General features: G+C 42.2%; 14 protein-coding genes and 1 tRNA gene. 10 read left to right on the top strand and 5 right to left on the bottom strand.

The features are described 5' to 3' along the window. Positions 1 to 104: 104 nt before the first annotated feature. Positions 105 to 1229 (bottom strand): porin, encoded by a 1125-nt coding sequence (locus WH214_RS08315; protein ID WP_339421480.1) that lies wholly within the window; start codon positions 1227 to 1229, stop codon positions 105 to 107. Between the two features lie 119 nt (positions 1230 to 1348). Further along, positions 1349 to 2617, bottom strand: coding sequence for an MFS transporter (locus WH214_RS08310; protein ID WP_339421481.1), 1269 nt, complete (start codon positions 2615 to 2617; stop codon positions 1349 to 1351). 136 nt (positions 2618 to 2753) lie between these two features. Between WH214_RS08310 and WH214_RS08305 the strand changes: the two genes are divergently transcribed. The 4 genes from WH214_RS08305 (at position 2754) to WH214_RS08290 (ending at position 5810) form a co-directional block, all read left to right on the top strand. Then, positions 2754 to 3383 (top strand): 1-acyl-sn-glycerol-3-phosphate acyltransferase, encoded by a 630-nt coding sequence (locus WH214_RS08305; RefSeq protein ID WP_339421482.1) that lies wholly within the window; start codon positions 2754 to 2756, stop codon positions 3381 to 3383. A gap of 65 nt (positions 3384 to 3448) precedes the next feature. After that, complete coding sequence (locus tag WH214_RS08300) at positions 3449 to 4366, top strand: patatin-like phospholipase family protein (protein ID WP_339421483.1); 918 nt, start codon at positions 3449 to 3451, stop codon at positions 4364 to 4366. 97 nt (positions 4367 to 4463) lie between these two features. Beyond that, positions 4464 to 4937, top strand: coding sequence for an NfeD family protein (locus WH214_RS08295; protein WP_004981271.1), 474 nt, complete (start codon positions 4464 to 4466; stop codon positions 4935 to 4937). Positions 4938 to 4952: 15 nt separating this feature from the next. Continuing rightward, a complete protein-coding gene (locus WH214_RS08290) occupies positions 4953 to 5810 on the top strand; it encodes an SPFH domain-containing protein (RefSeq protein WP_004981272.1) in 858 nt (285 codons plus the stop codon). 138 nt (positions 5811 to 5948) lie between these two features. On the opposite strand, the gene WH214_RS08285 is transcribed toward WH214_RS08290, so the two are convergent. Next, a complete protein-coding gene (locus tag WH214_RS08285) occupies positions 5949 to 6860 on the bottom strand; it encodes a polyprenyl synthetase family protein (protein ID WP_339421484.1) in 912 nt (303 codons plus the stop codon). Between the two features lie 316 nt (positions 6861 to 7176). Continuing rightward, complete coding sequence (prpF, locus tag WH214_RS08280) at positions 7177 to 8367, bottom strand: 2-methylaconitate cis-trans isomerase PrpF (protein ID WP_004981278.1); 1191 nt, start codon at positions 8365 to 8367, stop codon at positions 7177 to 7179. Positions 8368 to 8698: 331 nt separating this feature from the next. Here prpF and WH214_RS08275 point away from each other — a divergent pair, with 331 nt between their 5' ends. The 5 genes from WH214_RS08275 (at position 8699) to WH214_RS08255 (ending at position 14770) form a co-directional block, all read left to right on the top strand. After that, the gene (locus tag WH214_RS08275) at positions 8699 to 10051 is read left to right on the top strand and encodes an amino acid permease (RefSeq protein ID WP_339993176.1); all 1353 of its coding nucleotides are present in this window, start codon (positions 8699 to 8701) and stop codon (positions 10049 to 10051) included. A gap of 79 nt (positions 10052 to 10130) precedes the next feature. Beyond that, positions 10131 to 10206 (top strand) — tRNA-Arg (locus WH214_RS08270). Between the two features lie 681 nt (positions 10207 to 10887). Then, on the top strand, positions 10888 to 11949 hold the full coding sequence (hppD, locus tag WH214_RS08265) for a 4-hydroxyphenylpyruvate dioxygenase (protein WP_058952181.1): 1062 nt from the start codon (positions 10888 to 10890) through the stop codon (positions 11947 to 11949). Between the two features lie 164 nt (positions 11950 to 12113). Next, positions 12114 to 13514 carry an amino acid permease gene (locus WH214_RS08260; protein WP_339993173.1) on the top strand — a complete coding sequence of 467 codons (1401 nt, stop codon included), beginning with the start codon at positions 12114 to 12116 and terminating at the stop codon, positions 13512 to 13514. Positions 13515 to 13543: 29 nt separating this feature from the next. Continuing rightward, positions 13544 to 14770 carry an amino acid aminotransferase gene (locus WH214_RS08255; protein ID WP_339421485.1) on the top strand — a complete coding sequence of 409 codons (1227 nt, stop codon included), beginning with the start codon at positions 13544 to 13546 and terminating at the stop codon, positions 14768 to 14770. A 254-nt stretch (positions 14771 to 15024) separates the two neighbouring features. Here WH214_RS08255 and WH214_RS08250 read toward each other — a convergent pair whose 3' ends face one another. Further along, positions 15025 to 15846: an IclR family transcriptional regulator gene (locus tag WH214_RS08250; protein ID WP_339421486.1), complete on the bottom strand. Its 822-nt coding sequence runs from the start codon at positions 15844 to 15846 to the stop codon at positions 15025 to 15027. A gap of 185 nt (positions 15847 to 16031) precedes the next feature. Between WH214_RS08250 and fahA the strand changes: the two genes are divergently transcribed. After that, positions 16032 to 17315, top strand: a complete 1284-nt coding sequence (gene fahA / locus WH214_RS08245) for a fumarylacetoacetase (protein WP_339421487.1) — start codon at positions 16032 to 16034, stop codon at positions 17313 to 17315. The last annotated feature ends 11 nt before the right edge of the window (positions 17316 to 17326 follow it).

Below are 17326 nucleotides of genomic sequence, written 5' to 3'. Positions count from 1 at the left end.
TGTCTTGCTGAGCGGATGCCCCAATGTAGTTTTCTAAACTTAAAACTCGCTTAAATAAAAAAAGACGCTGTCTGTGCAGCGCCTTTTTTCTATAGCTTAAAAAATTAAAATTTGTACTCGATCCCCGTGCCTACTACAGGTTGTTTGGTTTCAAATGATGCTTGTTCAAGCGTCAAAATCCCTGCGTAACCATAAGCTTTAACTTGCTTGGTAAAGGCATAATCAGCACCTGCAATAAACTGCTGCGCATCAAAGTCATCTTTAGATGTTTTAAAGCTGGTTGAGTTTTGGCTATATTGCGCTTTCACTGTCCAAGCTTTGGCAGTCGGTAAGTTATATTCAGCACCAACCAACCAGCCTTGTGCGTCGTCTATGGCAGCTGCGGCAGCATCATTACCTTGTACATCCGCCACTTCAGAAGTTTGATATAAGACTTTCAACGCTAAACCATTATTCAGATTTACTCGACCAATGGCACGCAAAGTATCAGCTGCGGCAAAAGCACTGCCTGCCACCCCGCCAGTCACCTCAGGCACTGAAGCATTCAAAGTGCCACGTCCTGCAAAGGTTGACGGAATGGCCTTATCATAACCAATCCCTGCAACAAACTTTTTACTGTCATAGACCACTGATGCTGACCAAGCATCGCCCAGACCACGCCCTGCAACTTTTGCACCGCCTTTAGATTTTTCAATCCCCCCTGCTTCACCTGTTGCTAACAGTGCCGCAGCTTTCAGTTTACCTGTACCCACTCCCCAAGCAGGTGTTTCATAGACCAGCACGTTATCGACTCGGTTTTCACCCGTGAAAATTCCCGCCACATCGGCTTTGTTGGCCACATAGTTATTAAAGGTATCTACCACTGAAGACAGTTGTTTAACCGGGGTATCAATTTTACCGACTTTCAATGTACCCAATTTCTGGTCTTGTAAGCCAACGAGTAAATTACGCGGAACGAAAGTATCCGTGCTACCGCCATTGTCCACATAGAAGGTAAATTCAGTTTGGTATAATGCATTTAAGCGATCTGTCAGCTTCTCTTCGCCCTTTAACCCCAAAAAGGAGTTGTTAGAATTCAGCTCGACCACATCGCGGTCTTTATTTGGCGAAGCATTGTCTTCAGGTAAATAATCGGCCGTGACATCAATTTCACCATAAAAAGTAGGTGCTGCGAATGTTACCCCTGCCACTAAACTTAAAGCGATTGCGGCTGCAATTTGTGTTTTCATTATCAAAATATCCTACGGTAAATTTGTTACAAATATTACCGTTCAGACATATATGACAGAACAATTAAAAAATTATTTAGTTATATTTTTTAATTGTTTACGTCACTATTTAGCACTTTTTATGATTTATTTATGAATGAATTATGAAAGGTCTGAATGCATCGCCATTTGAAGATAAACCACATGCTCAACATCGCAATGACTACAATCATACACAGATAATTAAAATAGCCGAGCCAATCTCCCAATAGACCGCTCACACTATACAAACCACCACTGACCGTGGCCATCAGCGCCACTTGAAAAGTAAAATCCGTGCCTGCCAGATGTTTACGACTGTACTGCATCACTAGAGTGAGCATGACCACCAACAGCATCGATGAAGTCATATCTTCAAAGGCATTGATCAGATAAATCAGCCACGGCTGAATACTGTGCTGGTTTTCATATTGAAAGGCTAACCATGTATAAGCCGCCAGACTAAATATTTTAAGCACCGAATACAGCACTAAAGCCGTGGCACGGCGAATCAACTTCAAACTATAGCCCGCAAATCCTGCACCTATTAAAGCGGCACATGCACCTAGCATAGTGACATAAAGCCCTATCTGAGAAAAACTCAGACCCAAATCGACCATTAAAGGCTTCAAAAGTGGCCCTGCTAAACCATCAGCAATTTTAAAGCTCAACAGCACTGCTAACCATGCTGTGAGTACGGGACTCTGGACAAAGTATGCCAAATAGTTTTTGATCTGCTGGAGATTGAAAGGTGTGGTCTGAGCTGCTGAAACCTCTCGATGCTTTGGCTCTGGATAAATTAAAATCGGCAGCGTGTTTATAAAGACAATTGCCGCCAGCATCAAAAAAGTGCTCTGCCAGCTCAGCCAATCCAATGCCCACAAAATTGCCCCACCACCGACAATAAAACCCAGACGCGATCCAATCACCTGAAAGGTATTGCCCCAGTGCTGTTGCTCCCCTTTTAAAATATTGACCGCCAATCCATCGGTTGCAATATCTTGCGTTGCCCCTAGCAAATTCATACTCAGGAGGCCCACAAAGAAAGCCCATAAATAAATAGGTTGATTTAATCCATCAATCGGGAGGAAAGACAGTCCGATCAGCACCAGCACCGTAAGGAACTGCAATGGAATAATCCAACTCCGATAGTGGCCGAAATGAGTGATCCCAAAACGATCCAGTACAGGTGCCCAAAACACTTTGATCGACCACGGCAACATCAATAGTCCGAAGCCTCCAATCTGTGCCAGTGACACACCCTGTGCTCTTAAAATGACAGGTAAGGCATGGGTCATAAACCCAACGGGTAAGCCCTGCGCCCAATACAATGAAAACAGCAAAATATATACATTGCGAGTCTGTAGCATGCTGTTCCTATATAAATGGATTGGTCAAAATGTTCATCTGAGATCGCTATCCGTTCACTTTTTTTGCCAATGAATTCAAGCCAATCAGTGCTTATGATGAGAGGATATACATCTTGGTCGATTGAGTATAATAACAATGAACCAATATTTTCCAGAGCTACCAGATCAAGTTCCAAGTCGTAACTCATCTGCATTCACTCGCGCTATTTTTAAGCGGCTTTATTTGGCGCAAGGTTGGCGCTTTGTTGGTGAATTTCCCAACCTGCCTAAAGCGGTAGCAATTATCTCACCACATACCTCAAATATCGATGCATGGCATGGTTTTACAGCTCTATTGGGTTTGGGCCTGCAAATCACTATTTTTGGCAAGAACAGTTTGTTTCATACCCCTCTGAAACCTTTACTTGAGTGGGTTGGCGTAATTCCAGTCAATCGTACCCATGCTCAAGGGTTAACCCAAGACATTATCGATATTATTCACAGCAAAGAAAAAATTTGGGTCGGTATGGCGCCTGAAGGCACACGTAAGCAAGCCGAATCTATCCGTAGTGGCTTTTATCGCATTGCGCATGGTGCACAGATTCCAATTGTGATGTTTTCCTTTGACTATGCGCAAAAAACCATCCACTGCTTGGGTGTGTTTCATCCTACTGGGGATTTTGAGCAAGACCTAGAACATATTTTAGATCTGTATATCGGCAAATTTTCAGCGAAGAACCCAAAATGGTTGGCCAAGCCTTTACAAAAACGCTTAAAAAATAGCTAGTAAATCAAGGTCGAATCTGCTGAGATGTGCACCATTATTTGTTTTGCGTTTTAGTACTTTTGACCATGAATTTTGCTCGTTTATCTCTGATTGGTGCACTCACACTGACTATGGCAGGATGTGATCTTGCATCAAAGAAAACACCAACCACAACTCCCGTTCAAGCCCGCGAACCTGTGATTGCGATTGCACTCGGCGGTGGCGGTGCCAAAGGTTTTGCACACATTGGGGTGCTTAAAGTTTTAGAGTCGCATGGTATTAAACCTAAAATTGTCACGGGAACCAGTGCGGGAAGTTTTGTGGGCAGTATCTATGCCAGTGGTAAAACGCCTTTCCAACTTCAGCAAATTGCCTTGACCTTAAAAGAATCGGACATTCGAGACTTAACCCTCAATTCCCAAGGGTTTGTTCAAGGTCAAAAACTGCAAGACTATGTCAATAAACACGTTGGCAACAAACCGATTCAACAGTTCCCTATCCGCTTTGCTGCGGTGGCGACCCGTCTTGACACTGGACGTAAAGCCGATTTTATCAAAGGCAATGCAGGCCAAGCAGTACGTGCTTCATGCAGTATTCCGAACATTTTTGTACCTGCGGTGATTGGTGGAACCAAGTATGTTGATGGCGGTCTGGTCAGCCCAATTCCAGTCAAAACAGCCAAGGACATGGGCGCTGATATTGTGATCGCGATTGATATTTCAGCGCGCCCTGTCGGCAACAAACCCCTCAATATGTGGGGCTTGCTAGACCAAACCATTAACATTATGGGGCAGCAAAGCATCAATGAAGAATTGAGCCAAGCGACTGTGGTGATTCAACCCAAAGTCGGACACTTGGGTACTTTGGACTTAAAAGCCAGCAATCAATCTATTTTAGAAGGTGAAAAAGCCGCGCAGCTCAAAATTAAATCGATTGAAAAAGCCATAGGCGATTTTAAAAAGACCCCAGCTGCTTTTAAACCTGCCCCTAAAGCCAAATTCTAAAAAATTTGATTTTTAATATTCAAAGACTTATTCATCTGCTAAATTGATATAGATGCTTCTGCATCTATATCCCTATAACGAATATATGAGTAGATGTATGGAATTTGCTTTTGAACCTTGGCACTGGTTTGTATTGGGCGTTCTGTTAATGTTATCAGAGCTGATTCTGCCTGCTTTTGCCGCATTGTGGTTCGGTATTGCGGCCATTATGGTCGGTATTCTGTACTGGATGTTCCCAATGATGGGCGTTACCACGCAGTTTGTGACGTGGATTATTTTGTCGATTTTATGCACTTTACTTTGGTTTAAGTTTATTAAACCGCTTTCGACTGACAAAACCAAAGCAGGACTGTCTCGCGAAGCAACCATCGGTCAAATTGGCATGGTGATTCAAGCGAGTCCTGAAAATGAACACATTCGCGTTCGCTTCCCCATTCCAGTACTCGGTTCAGATGAATGGAACTGTCGTACTTTAGATAAAGTCCACGTCGGCGACCGAGTGCGTGTCGTTGAAATACTGGGCAATGATTTAATGGTCAAAGCACATCTCTCAACCAACGAAAATAGATAAAAGTGAGTTAAGCATATGTCTGGTGGATTTATTGTCGTTTTAGCAATTTTGGCTTTTGCCGCTGTCACCATTTTTAAAGGTGTCCGTATTGTTCCACAAGGTTATAAATGGATCGTGCAACGTCTGGGTAAATACCATACCACGTTGAATCCAGGTCTCAACTTTGTGATTCCTTATGTCGATGAAGTGGCTTATAAAGTGACGACCAAAGACATTGTATTAGACATTCCCTCTCAAGAAGTGATTACCCGCGATAATGCCGTTTTGCTCATGAATGCAGTGGCCTATATCAACATCACCACGCCTGTAAATGCTGTCTATGGAATTGAAAACTATACATGGGCCATTCAAAACTTAGTGCAAACGTCACTGCGTTCAATCGTTGGTGAAATGGATCTCGATGATGCGCTATCGTCTCGTGATCACATTAAAGCCAAACTTAAAGCAGCCATTTCGGATGATATTTCAGACTGGGGCATCACCCTCAAAACCGTTGAAATTCAAGATATTCAACCCTCTTCAACCATGCAAGCAGCAATGGAAGCTCAAGCGGCGGCTGAGCGTCAACGTCGTGCGACCGTGACCAAAGCAGACGGTGAAAAACAAGCAGCGATTTTAGAGGCAGACGGCCGTTTAGAAGCGTCTCGTCGTGACGCAGAAGCACAAGTGGTCTTAGCAGAGTCTTCTCAACGTGCCATTGAAATGGTCACTTCGGCTGTGGGCGACAAGGAAATTCCTGTGGCTTACTTATTGGGTGAACAATATGTCAAAGCGATGCAAGACATGTCTAAATCGAACAATGCTAAAACAGTGGTATTGCCAGCCGATATTTTAAGTACCATCCGTGGTGTTATGGGACGTAAAGACATCTAACTGATGCTTGGTTTGATTAAATGAGGACAGCTTTCGAGCTGTCTTTTTTATTGTGGTTGAGGAAAAACTCAAGCCTCTAACGAACAAGCATTAAAAAGAGGACACGCTATGTCCTCTTTTTAAACGAACCACTGAAACTTAGCTTTGGCGGGCCAATAAAAATTGTGAAATCTGATTAAGTTCTGCTGCCGCATCCGTTGGGAAATAAGCCAAAGCAGCAAAGGCTTGATCATGCAAAGTCTTGGCATACTCTTGTGCAGCACCTAGCCCCATCAAGGCTGGATAAGTCGATTTTTCGACTTGCTCATCCTTCCCTGCAGTTTTACCCAGTACATCTGTATTTGAAATGATATCTAAAATATCGTCTTGCACCTGAAAAGCCAAACCAATTGCCTGTGCATATTCGCGTAAGTTTGGAATCGCTTGATCGCAACCGTCAAATACAGTCACCGCGGCCATCATCACCGCAGCAGAAATCAATGCACCCGTTTTATTTCGGTGGATATTTTCAAGTGCGGCCTGATCGACGCGTTTACCTTCGGCTTGTAGGTCAAGGACTTGTCCACACACCATTTTAGAGCTCGCTGTCGCTAAAATTTGCATCTGCTTCAGTACAATACCCTGATCAACCACTGGGCCAGCATCAAACAGTCGACTACCTAAAATTTCAAATGCCATGGACTGCAAGATATCGCCCGCAAGCAAAGCTGTATCTTCACCATAAGCCACATGACAGGTCGGCTGACCACGACGCAAAAGATCATTGTCCATACACGGCAAATCATCATGTGCCAAGGAATAACAATGGATCAGTTCCACAGCCACCGCGGCACGACGCACGGCTGCTGCATTATTGTTTGGATTTAAATGTGCCGTGGCATAGCACAGCGCAGGACGCACACGTTTGCCACCTAACATGACCGCATGATGCACAGCACTCTTTAACGGTTCCGGAATTGAAAAAGCATCAAGTGCCGTCAATAAATCATCGTGAATACGTTGTTGAGCCTGTTGGAGTGCATTTGCTGATACGTCGGTTAGTGCTGACACATTCGCCTCGAATAACAATAGGATAAATTAATCTGGTACTCAGTTTGCCTGAGCCGATCATTTGAAATGATCTGTTGGCATGATACTGCTTTCTGCCCGCTTTCTCTATGCCAAAAGCACAAACAAGGCACAGTATTCTATTAATTTTTGCAGACGAGGTGATAAGAATGACTTTTCTACTATTTCAAGCAACCATTACACAAGCAATCAAGCTCTAAAATTCACTGCTCATGGTCTTAGTTATTTTTAGCCTTCTTATCACAGACCTAGAGTTGACATAAAAAAGCCTCTACAGAAAGAGGCTTTTTACATCGCGTTAATCCAAGCTTTCCGCTGGAATACGCACCCAACCTTCCATCAACACGCGAGCACTACGACTCATGACAGCTTTTTTCACTACCCACTGACCCTTTTCTTGTATCGCTTGCGCTCCTACACGTAAGGTCCCTGAAGGATGACCAAAACGAACGGCTTCACGTGCTCCACCACCCGCGGCCAAATTGACCAAGGTTCCTGGTATCGCTGCTGCGGTACCAATGGCAACAGCTGCTGTCCCCATCATCGCATGGTGTAATTTACCCATAGAAAGTGCACGAACCAATAAATCGGTGTCTTGCTCTATAATGATTTTACCACTCGACGAGACATATTGTTTTGGCTTAGAAACAAAAGCAATTTTAGGCGTGTGTTGACGACTGGCAGCTTCAGAAATGTCTTGAATCAGCCCCATCTGTTTTGCACCATAGGCACGAATGGTTTCAAAACGCGCTAAAGCTTTAGCATCGCCATTAATTGCGTCTTGTAATTCACTCCCCGTGTAGCCAATGTCTTCTGCATTTAAGAAAATGGTCGGAATACCTGCATTGATAAACGTTGCTTGAAAGCGACCAATCTCTGGAACCTCTAAAGTGTCAACCAAATTCCCTGTTGGGAACATTGCACCCCCATCTTCACCATCATCGGCTGGATCTAAAAATTCAATTTGCACTTCTGCCGCTGGGAATGTCACACCATCAAGTTCAAAATCACCTGTTTCTTGAACTTGCCCCTGCGTAATAGGTACGTGTGCAATAATGGTTTTTTGAATATTCACCTGCCAAATGCGGACTGTGCAGATGCCATTTTCTGGAATACGTGCAGCATCGACCAAACCATTTGAAATTGCAAATGAACCCACCGCAGCGGTTAAGTTACCGCAGTTTCCGCTCCAGTCGACAAAAGGCTGATCAATCGACACCTGCCCAAATAAATAGTCGACATCATGTTCGGGCTGTTGGCTCTTCGCTAAAATCACCGTTTTACTGGTACTCGATGTTGCACCACCCATACCATCAATCTGCTTTGCATAAGGATCGGGGCTACCAATTACACGGAGCAATAACTGATCTCGAACGCGTCCAGCCTGTTGCGCGGCTTCTGGGAGATCATCTAATTTAAAGAATACGCCCTTACTGGTCCCTCCACGCATATACGTTGCTGGAATTTTGATTTGCGGTGCAAAACTCATTTTTATTGAATCCTTCATATTTATCATTGTGTTAAGTCAAAAGATCTGATTTAACTTAGGCTCATCATACCTTTTTTCCCTATGCCTACGTAAAATACAGACTTAAGTCTAAAAAAACATCATTTGTGAACGTCCGGTTTCCAAATAAAATTCCTGATTTGATAATTTAAATAAAATTAATATATTGATTCATATGTTTTTTATTTACAATTCATTACACATTATTTTTCATATGAATAATAACTTTTTTTCATGAATTTTGAGCTACTATGCGATTTCTTCGCGATCTATTACAATCGGAAACACTTATCCATTGTCGGGCTGAAATAACTTGAATAAAGAGTCGTCTCAACTTCAGCGTGGCTTAAAGAACCGTCATATTAAATTGATTGCCATGGGCGGCGCAATTGGTACTGGCTTATTTTTAGGTTCCGCACATGTGATTGAATCTGCTGGCCCATCCATTATTTTGGGCTATGCAATTGGTGGTTTAATTGCATTTCTAATCATGCGTCAACTCGGGGAAATGATCGTTGAGGAACCTGTAGCAGGTTCTTTTAGTCATTTTGCAAACAAATACTGGGGCAAATTTGCAGGCTTTTTGGCTGGTTGGAACTACTGGATTCTATATGTTCTGGTGGCCATGACCGAGCTGACCGCTGTTGCGAAGTATATCAACTACTGGTGGCCTCATATTCCTGCATGGGCATCTGTTCTCACCTTCTTTGTGATCATTACCTTAGTCAATTTAGGTAATGTGAAATTTTACGGTGAATCAGAGTTCTGGTTAGCTATCATCAAAGTCACAGCCGTCGTCGCCATGATTGTATTTGGTCTTTATCTTTTGGCTACGGCAGGCGCAGATTCCACGGCTTCATTCAGCAACCTTTGGTCTCATGGCGGCTTCTTCCCGCATGGCGTTGAAGGTCTATTCTATATGCTTGCCTTCCTCATGTTTGCCTTTGGCGGTATTGAATTGATTGGTATGGCTGCAGCAGAAGCTGATAACCCACAAAAATCAATTCCTAAAGCAATCAACCAAGTGGTATTCCGTATCCTCATTTTCTATGTGGGTTCATTGACCATTTTATTATCGCTTGTTCCTTGGAATGAATTACAACTTGGCGGCTTAGATAAAAGTCCATTTGTAATGATCTTCAGTCAATTAGGTATCGGTTGGGCTGCGCATTTACTGAACTTTATTATCTTGACTGCAGCACTTTCTGTATATAACAGCGGTATGTATGCTAACAGCCGTATGCTGTTTGGTTTAGCACAGCAAGGCAATGCACCTAAAATCTTCAGTAAAACCAATAAACAAGGTGTGCCAATTCCAGCAGTCTTGTTCTCTGCTTTACTGATTTTCGGTTGCGTACTGTTGAATTATTTTGCGCCAGAAGATGCTCTCAGCAACTTAATTTATATTGTTGTTGGTGCTTTGGTATTGAACTGGGCCATGATCAGCTTAACTCATCTTCAATTTATGAAGGCCATGAAAAGCGAAGCAAAAAAACCATTATTTCCTGCACTTTGGTCGCCTTTCAGTAACTACCTTGTGCTTGGATTTATTGCTGTAGTGCTTTACATCATGTGGACTCAAGGTTTAAGCGGCGCTGTGATCATGATTCCAATCTGGATCGTATTAATGTTCGTTCTATACAAAATTCTGTATAGAAAAGCATAAAATATTCATTTTTAAATAGTTATTGTTTCGGCAATAACTATTTTTTTTGAGTAAAATCAGCTACATTAACCCCACTTTTGCGCTCTTAGCTTAACTGGATAGAGCAGTTGCCTCCTAAGCGACCGACGTGGGTTCGAGTCCCGCAGAGCGCACCATTTTATGGTTGTTTTCAATCTCTCTAAGCCTAATCATAAACACTAAAAATTCGATTCACCGCGCCCAGATACTAATAATCCCCTCTCAAACTTGGACGCTGATTCAACAGCCGCTCAAGCTGATGCAAAAAATTCAGCGTAATCAAACTCGCTCGCGGCGACACCTACATCTGGGTTTTCAAATCAGGTTTTAGTAAGTCAAACTGTTCTTGATCTTTTACAATTAATTTTCGTTATCAAATCAGTTGCTTGGCTGTTTCATTTTCAAATAGCTGTTCTCAATAGATGCACTGAATGAGCCAAATTTCATACACAATTTTTCCCTTCTATTTTAGTCCTATAGCACAGATTTCATCCTGAAATCTTGGTATAACAAAGCGCCCTATTTTAAAAAATATTTTTATGAATAATATTAATTTAATTTATAGGTCAATCATTTACCAATTTTATTTATTACGTAATTAAATTACGTATTGAATAATAATCTGGATCAAGTATGATGAATTAAAACTTCTACACTTGTTCACTCAACATTGAGAATGCTGCAGAACAGGTGCCCATGTCAGACAAACGGATTTGTCTCTCTCGCTCTAAAATTGTAGCGACCAGTCCGTTGGCTCTGAAAGGAATCGTTAAAAAGATAAGCAATAGGATTGCTTAAAAAAGAAATGAGGACGTTGTATGAATGAATTAGCCAACCCATTAGAACTGTGTGGATTCGAATTTATTGAATTTGTTTCTGAAGATGGTCAGCTAGATGCGGTCTTTGAAACCATTGGGTTCAGCAAAGTGGCAAAGCATAAGTCGAAAAATGCGTATTTATGGCGTCAGGGCAAGATTAATATCATTCTAAATTATCAGCCTGAATCGTATGCAGCTTATTTCTATAAAGAACATGGCCCTTCTGCCTGTGCAATGGGTTTCCGCACCAAGAATGCGGCAAAGGCATTTAAAAAGGCGATAGAAATTGGTGCAGAACCAATTTACAACCAAGTTGGTCCGATGGAGCTAAATATCCCAGCAATTAAAGGGATTGGCGGCTCTCCTATTTTCCTTGTCGATTGTGACATTTACCAAAATGACTTCATCTTCTTTGATGATGTAGCATCCAATCCTGTCGGCACAGGTTTATATGAAATCGACCATTTGACCCATAATGTGTATAAAGGCCGTATGCAGTATTGGGCTGATTTCTATGAAAAGATTTTCAACTTCCAAGAAATTCGCTACTTCGATATTAAAGGTGAATATACTGGCCTGACGTCCAAGGCACTCACGGCGCCAGATGGCAAAATCCGTATTCCGCTGAATGAAGATTCGGATAAAGGAAATGGTCAGATTGCTGAATTCCTCAATGAATTTAACGGTGAAGGTATTCAGCATATTGCCTTCATTTGTGATGATCTAATCAGCACTTGGGACAAACTCAAAGCTTTAGGTGCCAAATTCATGACACCTCCACCCAATACCTATTATGAAATGCTAGATGAACGTTTGCCTAACCATGGCGAACCTGCTGATGAGCTACAAAAACGTGGCATTTTGCTGGATGGCAATACTAAAGACGGTAATAAACGTCTCCTCTTGCAAATTTTCTCTCAAAATATGTTAGGCCCTGTCTTCTTTGAATTTATTCAGCGTAAAGATGACGACGGTTTTGGTGAAGGCAACTTTAAAGCGCTATTTGAGTCGATTGAACGCGACCAAATTAAACGTGGCGTTTTAGATGTATCTAAAGCTTAAACGATTTCTAGAATTTCCCTGTACATATAGTTTTATGTACAGGGAAATTTAACTTTTGCGCAAGAACTATACTCGTAAAATTAAAGTCTGCTCCGATGACAATATAAAAATAACTAAACATCATCATGGTTCAGGGCTTTATCTCACATGGATGAAGAATAAAAATGCAGCATATTGAACAAGGAAACCTGAAAAAAGGTTTAAGTAATCGTCATATTCAGCTCATCGCCCTCGGTGGTTCTATCGGCACGGGGCTATTCCTCGGTATTTCACAAACCATCAAACTCGCAGGACCTTCTGTTATTTTAGGCTATGCCATCGCAGGCCTAATTGCCTTTCTCATGATGCGCCAACTCGGTGAAATGATTGTGCATGAACCCGTGAGTGGTTCTTTTAGTCATTTTGCTTATAAATACTGGGGCAAATTTGCGGGCTTTATGTCTGGCTGGAATTATTGGGTACTCAATATTTTAGTGTGTATGGCTGAACTCAGTGCTGTCGGCCTCTATATCCATTACTGGTGGCCTGATATTCCAACGTGGGTTTCTGCTTTGGGTTTCTTTATTTTCATTAATGTCATTAATTTACTGCACGTGAAATTATTTGGTGAAATGGAGTTTTGGCTAGCCATCATTAAGGTCGTGGCAATTATTGCCATGATTGCTTTTGGTAGTTACTTGTTGGCTAGCGGTAGTGGTCATAGCCAGTCTAGCTTACAAAATTTATGGCAGCTTGGTGGCTTCTTCCCCAATGGTATTACAGGTTTAGTGATGGCTATGGCCATGATTATGTTTGCTTTCGGTGGAATTGAACTGGTAGGTATTGCAGCAGCAGAGACAGATAACCCTCAAAAAACCCTCCCAAAAGCCGTCAATCAAATTGTTTACCGCGTCTTGTTGTTTTATATCTTGAGCCTAGTCGTAATTTTGTCGCTTTATCCATGGAATATGATGGCTGAAGGCGGTAGTCCTTTTGTATTGATTTTCGACTCTTTAGGCAGCCAGACCGTGGCCGCTGTTTTGAATTTTGTGGTTTTGACTGCGGCTGTTTCTGTCTATAACAGCACCAATTACTGTACCAGCCGAATGCTGCTTGGTCTGGCACAACAGGGCAATGCCCCAAAATTTTTAAGCAAAATTAATCCGCGTGGTATTCCTGTAAATGCCATTATGGTTTCAGCTTTCTTTACTTTAATATGTGTTCTGATTAACTATTTATTTCCTGAAAAAGCATTTAACTTACTCATGATGCTGGTCGTAGCGGCTATTGTGATTAACTGGGTCGTGATTTCTTATAAACATTTAAAGTTTAAAAAAGCCATGAATCGCATGCAGGTAAAAACTCACTTTCCAAGTGTGGCCTATCCATTTACCAATTATTTATGTATTGCCTTCATGGCGAGTATTCTGCTCATTATGAGCCGTAGCCCAGATATGCAAATTGCAGTTCTTATGATTCCAGTCTGGATTGCAATTTTACTGACGGCTTATCTCTTTAAACGAAAGCAAGAAGATCATGTTGCGTTGCTTGAAAAAAGTAAAATCACTTCCTTACCAGAAGCGTAATATCGTATTTATCATATTAGGATGTATTCATGTTTCAACATATTGATGCCTATGCAGGTGACCCGATTCTTTCTCTGATGGAGGAATTCAGCAAAGATACGCGCCAGAATAAGGTCAATCTCAGTATCGGACTTTATTATAATGAAGATAATATCGTGCCGCAGCTACAGTCGGTTCAAAAAGCCTATACGCATTTAATTCCTGACTATGACAAAGTCCGAGTCTATTTGCCGATGGATGGGCTCAAGAGCTTTAATGAGGCTGCACAAGAACTCATTTTCGGTCAGGCTAGCCCTGCCCGTCAGCAAGGGCGTGTCGTCACCATTCAGACTTTAGGTGGTTCTGGTGCACTCAAAGTAGGTGCAGACTTCTTGAACAAATACTTTCCGCAGTCCGAGATCTGGGTCAGTCAGCCGACTTGGGAAAACCATATTGCGATCTTTAATGGCGCTGGTGTTCAAACCCATTTCTACCCTTATTATGATGCGGACACCCATGCCGTAAATTTAACGGCAATGCTAGATACCTTAAGGCAGCTACCTGCTCAAAGTATCGTACTACTGCATCCTTGCTGTCATAACCCGACAGGTGCAGATTTAGCCCCCCATGAATGGGATCAAGTGATTGAGGTTCTAAAAGCAAATGACTTGATTCCTTTCTTGGACATGGCCTATCAAGGCTTTGGTCAAGGCTTGGAGCAAGATGCTTATGCGATACACGCGCTAGATCGATCTGGTATGAACTTTATTGTCAGCCATTCTTTTTCCAAGATCTTTTCCTTATATGGCGAACGCGTTGGTAGCTTGAGCTTTGTCTGCGATGACGCAAACATTGCCCAAAATGTATTGGGCCAGCTTAAAGCGACAGTCCGTCGCATTTATTCTAGCCCAGCAGCTAACGGTGCGTTATTGGTGAGTCAGGTATTAAATGACACAGCATTGTCTCAGCTATGGCAGTCTGAATTAGAAGAAATGCGTCAGCGTATTCTACTGATGCGTCGCTTACTTGAAGACAAACTCAGTCAAGCTTTACCAGATATGGACTTTAGCTATCTGACCCAGCAACAAGGCATGTTTAGTTATACGGGCTTAAGTGCAGAACAGGTCGATTTGCTGAAACAAGATTATGGTATTTATTTAGTCCGCAGCGGCCGTATGTGTACTGCTGGCCTGAATTTAAACAATATTGATTATGTGGCTGAGTCGATGGCAACTGTGCTTAAAGCGGCAAGCTCGGCTGAGTCCATGCTTACTTAAAATATATCATGTTCACTTAGGCTTCTCACTCTAGGGTTAGAAGCCTTTTTTATCGTTATTTTTCAGAATTTGAATCCAGGCAACCTAAGTCTGTGGGTTTCAATGTCACTATCTAGTTCCTAATTTCCCCTTTTCCTTTAGATAGCGTGGCAAAAAAGCAAATATTTCGACTGTCTGCCTCCACAACCCCATAAAAAAATCCACCAGAGGGTGGATTTAAAACTTAATTCATCTTTTCAATGTAATCGACGCTTTTATATGGCAGCAGCTGGACGAAATAAAGCATCGATCTGTCGCTGTACGCCAAGTACATAATCAATTGCTTGCTGTATTTGTCCTTCGGGTAACTGATCTTCTGTGCCAATACAAGTAATGACATGATCCAGTTGCTGCGTGAAATTAAAGACTGGAATACTAATCGCATTGATCCCAGCCATCATATCTCCTGTGACTGAAGCATAACCTTGACTCAGGATTTTCGCTTTTAGCTCTAAAAAATCTTCCCAATTTGCAGGATACTGCTCTGGTTTAGCGCTACTTTCCCATTCTTTTTCCAATAATGGCTTGATGATGTGCTCGGGCTGATAGCAGGCATGCAAGCGCCCTGTCGCAGATTTCAGCAGCGGCATGCGTGAACCAACTCGAGTAATAATATTAAAAACATGGTTAGATTCTAAAGACTGAACCACGACTGCGCCATCGGCAAACCATTTACTCACATGAATACTGCAATTCAGACGTTGCTGAATGTCCTGAATATAACGCTGGCTTAATTCCAGCATATCTGTTCGCTTGAGTGCATTCACCCCAAAAGCATGTGCGCGCTCACCTAAACTATAACGCCCATCCGTTAATTGCTGAGCATAGCCTTTACGAATCAAACTCACCACATAACGGTGTACTTTGGCTGGATGCATGGATAAAACTTCGGACAGCTCTTTTAACATCATCGGTGCATTATGTGCGGTTAATGCATCTAATACGGTTAATCCAACTTCCAGAGACTGAACCCCTCCCTGTATTTTTTCTTCCTCAACACTCATCGCTTTACCCTGCATAGCTGCATTAGTTTTCATGACTCCATCGGTGAATTGTACTACTTAAATCAAAAATGTGAGCCATCTAAACCTGACTCTCTCATTCAGAGTAGTATAGCCTAACAATTTACACTATTCATAAATAAATTATTTATTGCGTAATTCTAAAATATAAGTATGATTCTATCTAGAACTTAAATTTTCCACGGAAAGGATCAATATCCATGAGCAAACGCTTGAAGTCATTTGTTGAAATCGCTGCACATTCAGATTTCCCGCTAGAAAACCTGCCTTATGGCATTTTTAGTGAAAAACACAATTCGCAGCCTCGTGCCGGCGTAGCACTAGGAGAATGGGTGGTTGATCTGGCGGTACTGGAAGCGCATGGTTATTGCAAACTGGCAGATAGCAAACTGCTCTTTAATCAACCGACATTGAATATGTTTATTGAATCAGGTCAAGCCAATTGGTCTAAAGTTCGCGCAGAATTACAAGCTTTGTTATCTGCAGATAATCCTGAACTTCGTGACAATCAGGCCCTGCGTGATCAAGTTTTCTTCAAACAATCAGACGTTAAAATGCATATGCCTGTACACATCCTAGGCTATACCGATTTCTATTCATCTAAAGAACATGCCACCAATGTCGGTTGCATGTTCCGTGACCCGAAAAATGCTCTGCTGCCCAACTGGTCAGAACTCCCTGTTGGTTATAACGGTCGTGCCAGCTCAGTCATTGTGAGCGGCACTGACATTGTCCGTCCATCAGGACAAATCAAGCTGCCAGATTCAGAACGTCCTGTATTTTCTGCTTGTCGTAAACTCGACTTTGAACTGGAAACTGGCTTTATCGTAGGTAAATCAAGTCAGTTGGGTCAACCTGTTCCAATTGAAAACGCTTGGGATCATATTTTCGGTATGGTGCTGTTTAATGACTGGTCTGCTCGTGACTTGCAGCAATGGGAATATGTGCCACTTGGTCCGTTTAATGCCAAAACTTTTGCGTCGTCTATTTCACCTTGGATTGTGACGCTGGAAGCACTTGAGCCATTTAAAACCAGTTCACCTGAACAAGAGCCGAAACCTTTGGCTTATCTGCGTGAAGACAACAGCAGCAATAGTTATGACATTCATCTTTCGGTTGAAATTCAGCCTGAGAATGACGACCAGAGCGATGTAATCTGCACAACCAACTTTAAATATATGTACTGGTCCATGGCTCAGCAGCTCACACATCATACGATTGCGGGCTGTAACTTACAGGTCTGTGATTTGATGGGTTCAGGGACCATTTCAGGACCAACCCCAGATTCTTATGGTTCATTACTCGAAATCACATGGAATGCGACCAAACCTTTAACGCTATCAAATGGCGAACAACGTAACTTCATTCAAGACGGTGATACCGTCATTATGAAAGGCTATTGTGAAAAAGATGATTTGCGTATTGGCTTTGGTGAAGTCAGCGGCAAAATTCTGCCAGCAGTCGATTTTGGTTTTACCCAATAATTGCAGATCAG

Source organism: Acinetobacter sp. MYb191, assembly GCF_037572605.1.
GTDB lineage: Bacteria > Pseudomonadota > Gammaproteobacteria > Pseudomonadales > Moraxellaceae > Acinetobacter > Acinetobacter johnsonii.
The sequence above is the reverse complement of the archived record's forward strand: the minus strand, read 5'-3'. Positions and strand labels throughout refer to the sequence as shown.

What these genes read in the sequence shown, in the direction of transcription:
- fahA (WP_339421487.1), top strand. Translation starts at nt 16,032, where the DNA reads ATGAGCAAACGCTTGAAGTCATTTGTTGAAATCGCTGCACATTCAGAT.
- WH214_RS08290 (WP_004981272.1), top strand. Translation starts at nt 4,953, where the DNA reads ATGTCTGGTGGATTTATTGTCGTTTTAGCAATTTTGGCTTTTGCCGCT.
- WH214_RS08250 (WP_339421486.1), bottom strand. Translation starts at nt 15,846, where the DNA reads ATGAAAACTAATGCAGCTATGCAGGGTAAAGCGATGAGTGTTGAGGAA.
- hppD (WP_058952181.1), top strand. Translation starts at nt 10,888, where the DNA reads ATGAATGAATTAGCCAACCCATTAGAACTGTGTGGATTCGAATTTATT.
- WH214_RS08305 (WP_339421482.1), top strand. Translation starts at nt 2,754, where the DNA reads ATGAACCAATATTTTCCAGAGCTACCAGATCAAGTTCCAAGTCGTAAC.
- WH214_RS08255 (WP_339421485.1), top strand. Translation starts at nt 13,544, where the DNA reads ATGTTTCAACATATTGATGCCTATGCAGGTGACCCGATTCTTTCTCTG.
- WH214_RS08300 (WP_339421483.1), top strand. Translation starts at nt 3,449, where the DNA reads ATGAATTTTGCTCGTTTATCTCTGATTGGTGCACTCACACTGACTATG.
- prpF (WP_004981278.1), bottom strand. Translation starts at nt 8,367, where the DNA reads ATGAGTTTTGCACCGCAAATCAAAATTCCAGCAACGTATATGCGTGGA.
- WH214_RS08295 (WP_004981271.1), top strand. Translation starts at nt 4,464, where the DNA reads ATGGAATTTGCTTTTGAACCTTGGCACTGGTTTGTATTGGGCGTTCTG.
- WH214_RS08315 (WP_339421480.1), bottom strand. Translation starts at nt 1,229, where the DNA reads ATGAAAACACAAATTGCAGCCGCAATCGCTTTAAGTTTAGTGGCAGGG.
- WH214_RS08310 (WP_339421481.1), bottom strand. Translation starts at nt 2,617, where the DNA reads ATGCTACAGACTCGCAATGTATATATTTTGCTGTTTTCATTGTATTGG.
- WH214_RS08260 (WP_339993173.1), top strand. Translation starts at nt 12,114, where the DNA reads ATGCAGCATATTGAACAAGGAAACCTGAAAAAAGGTTTAAGTAATCGT.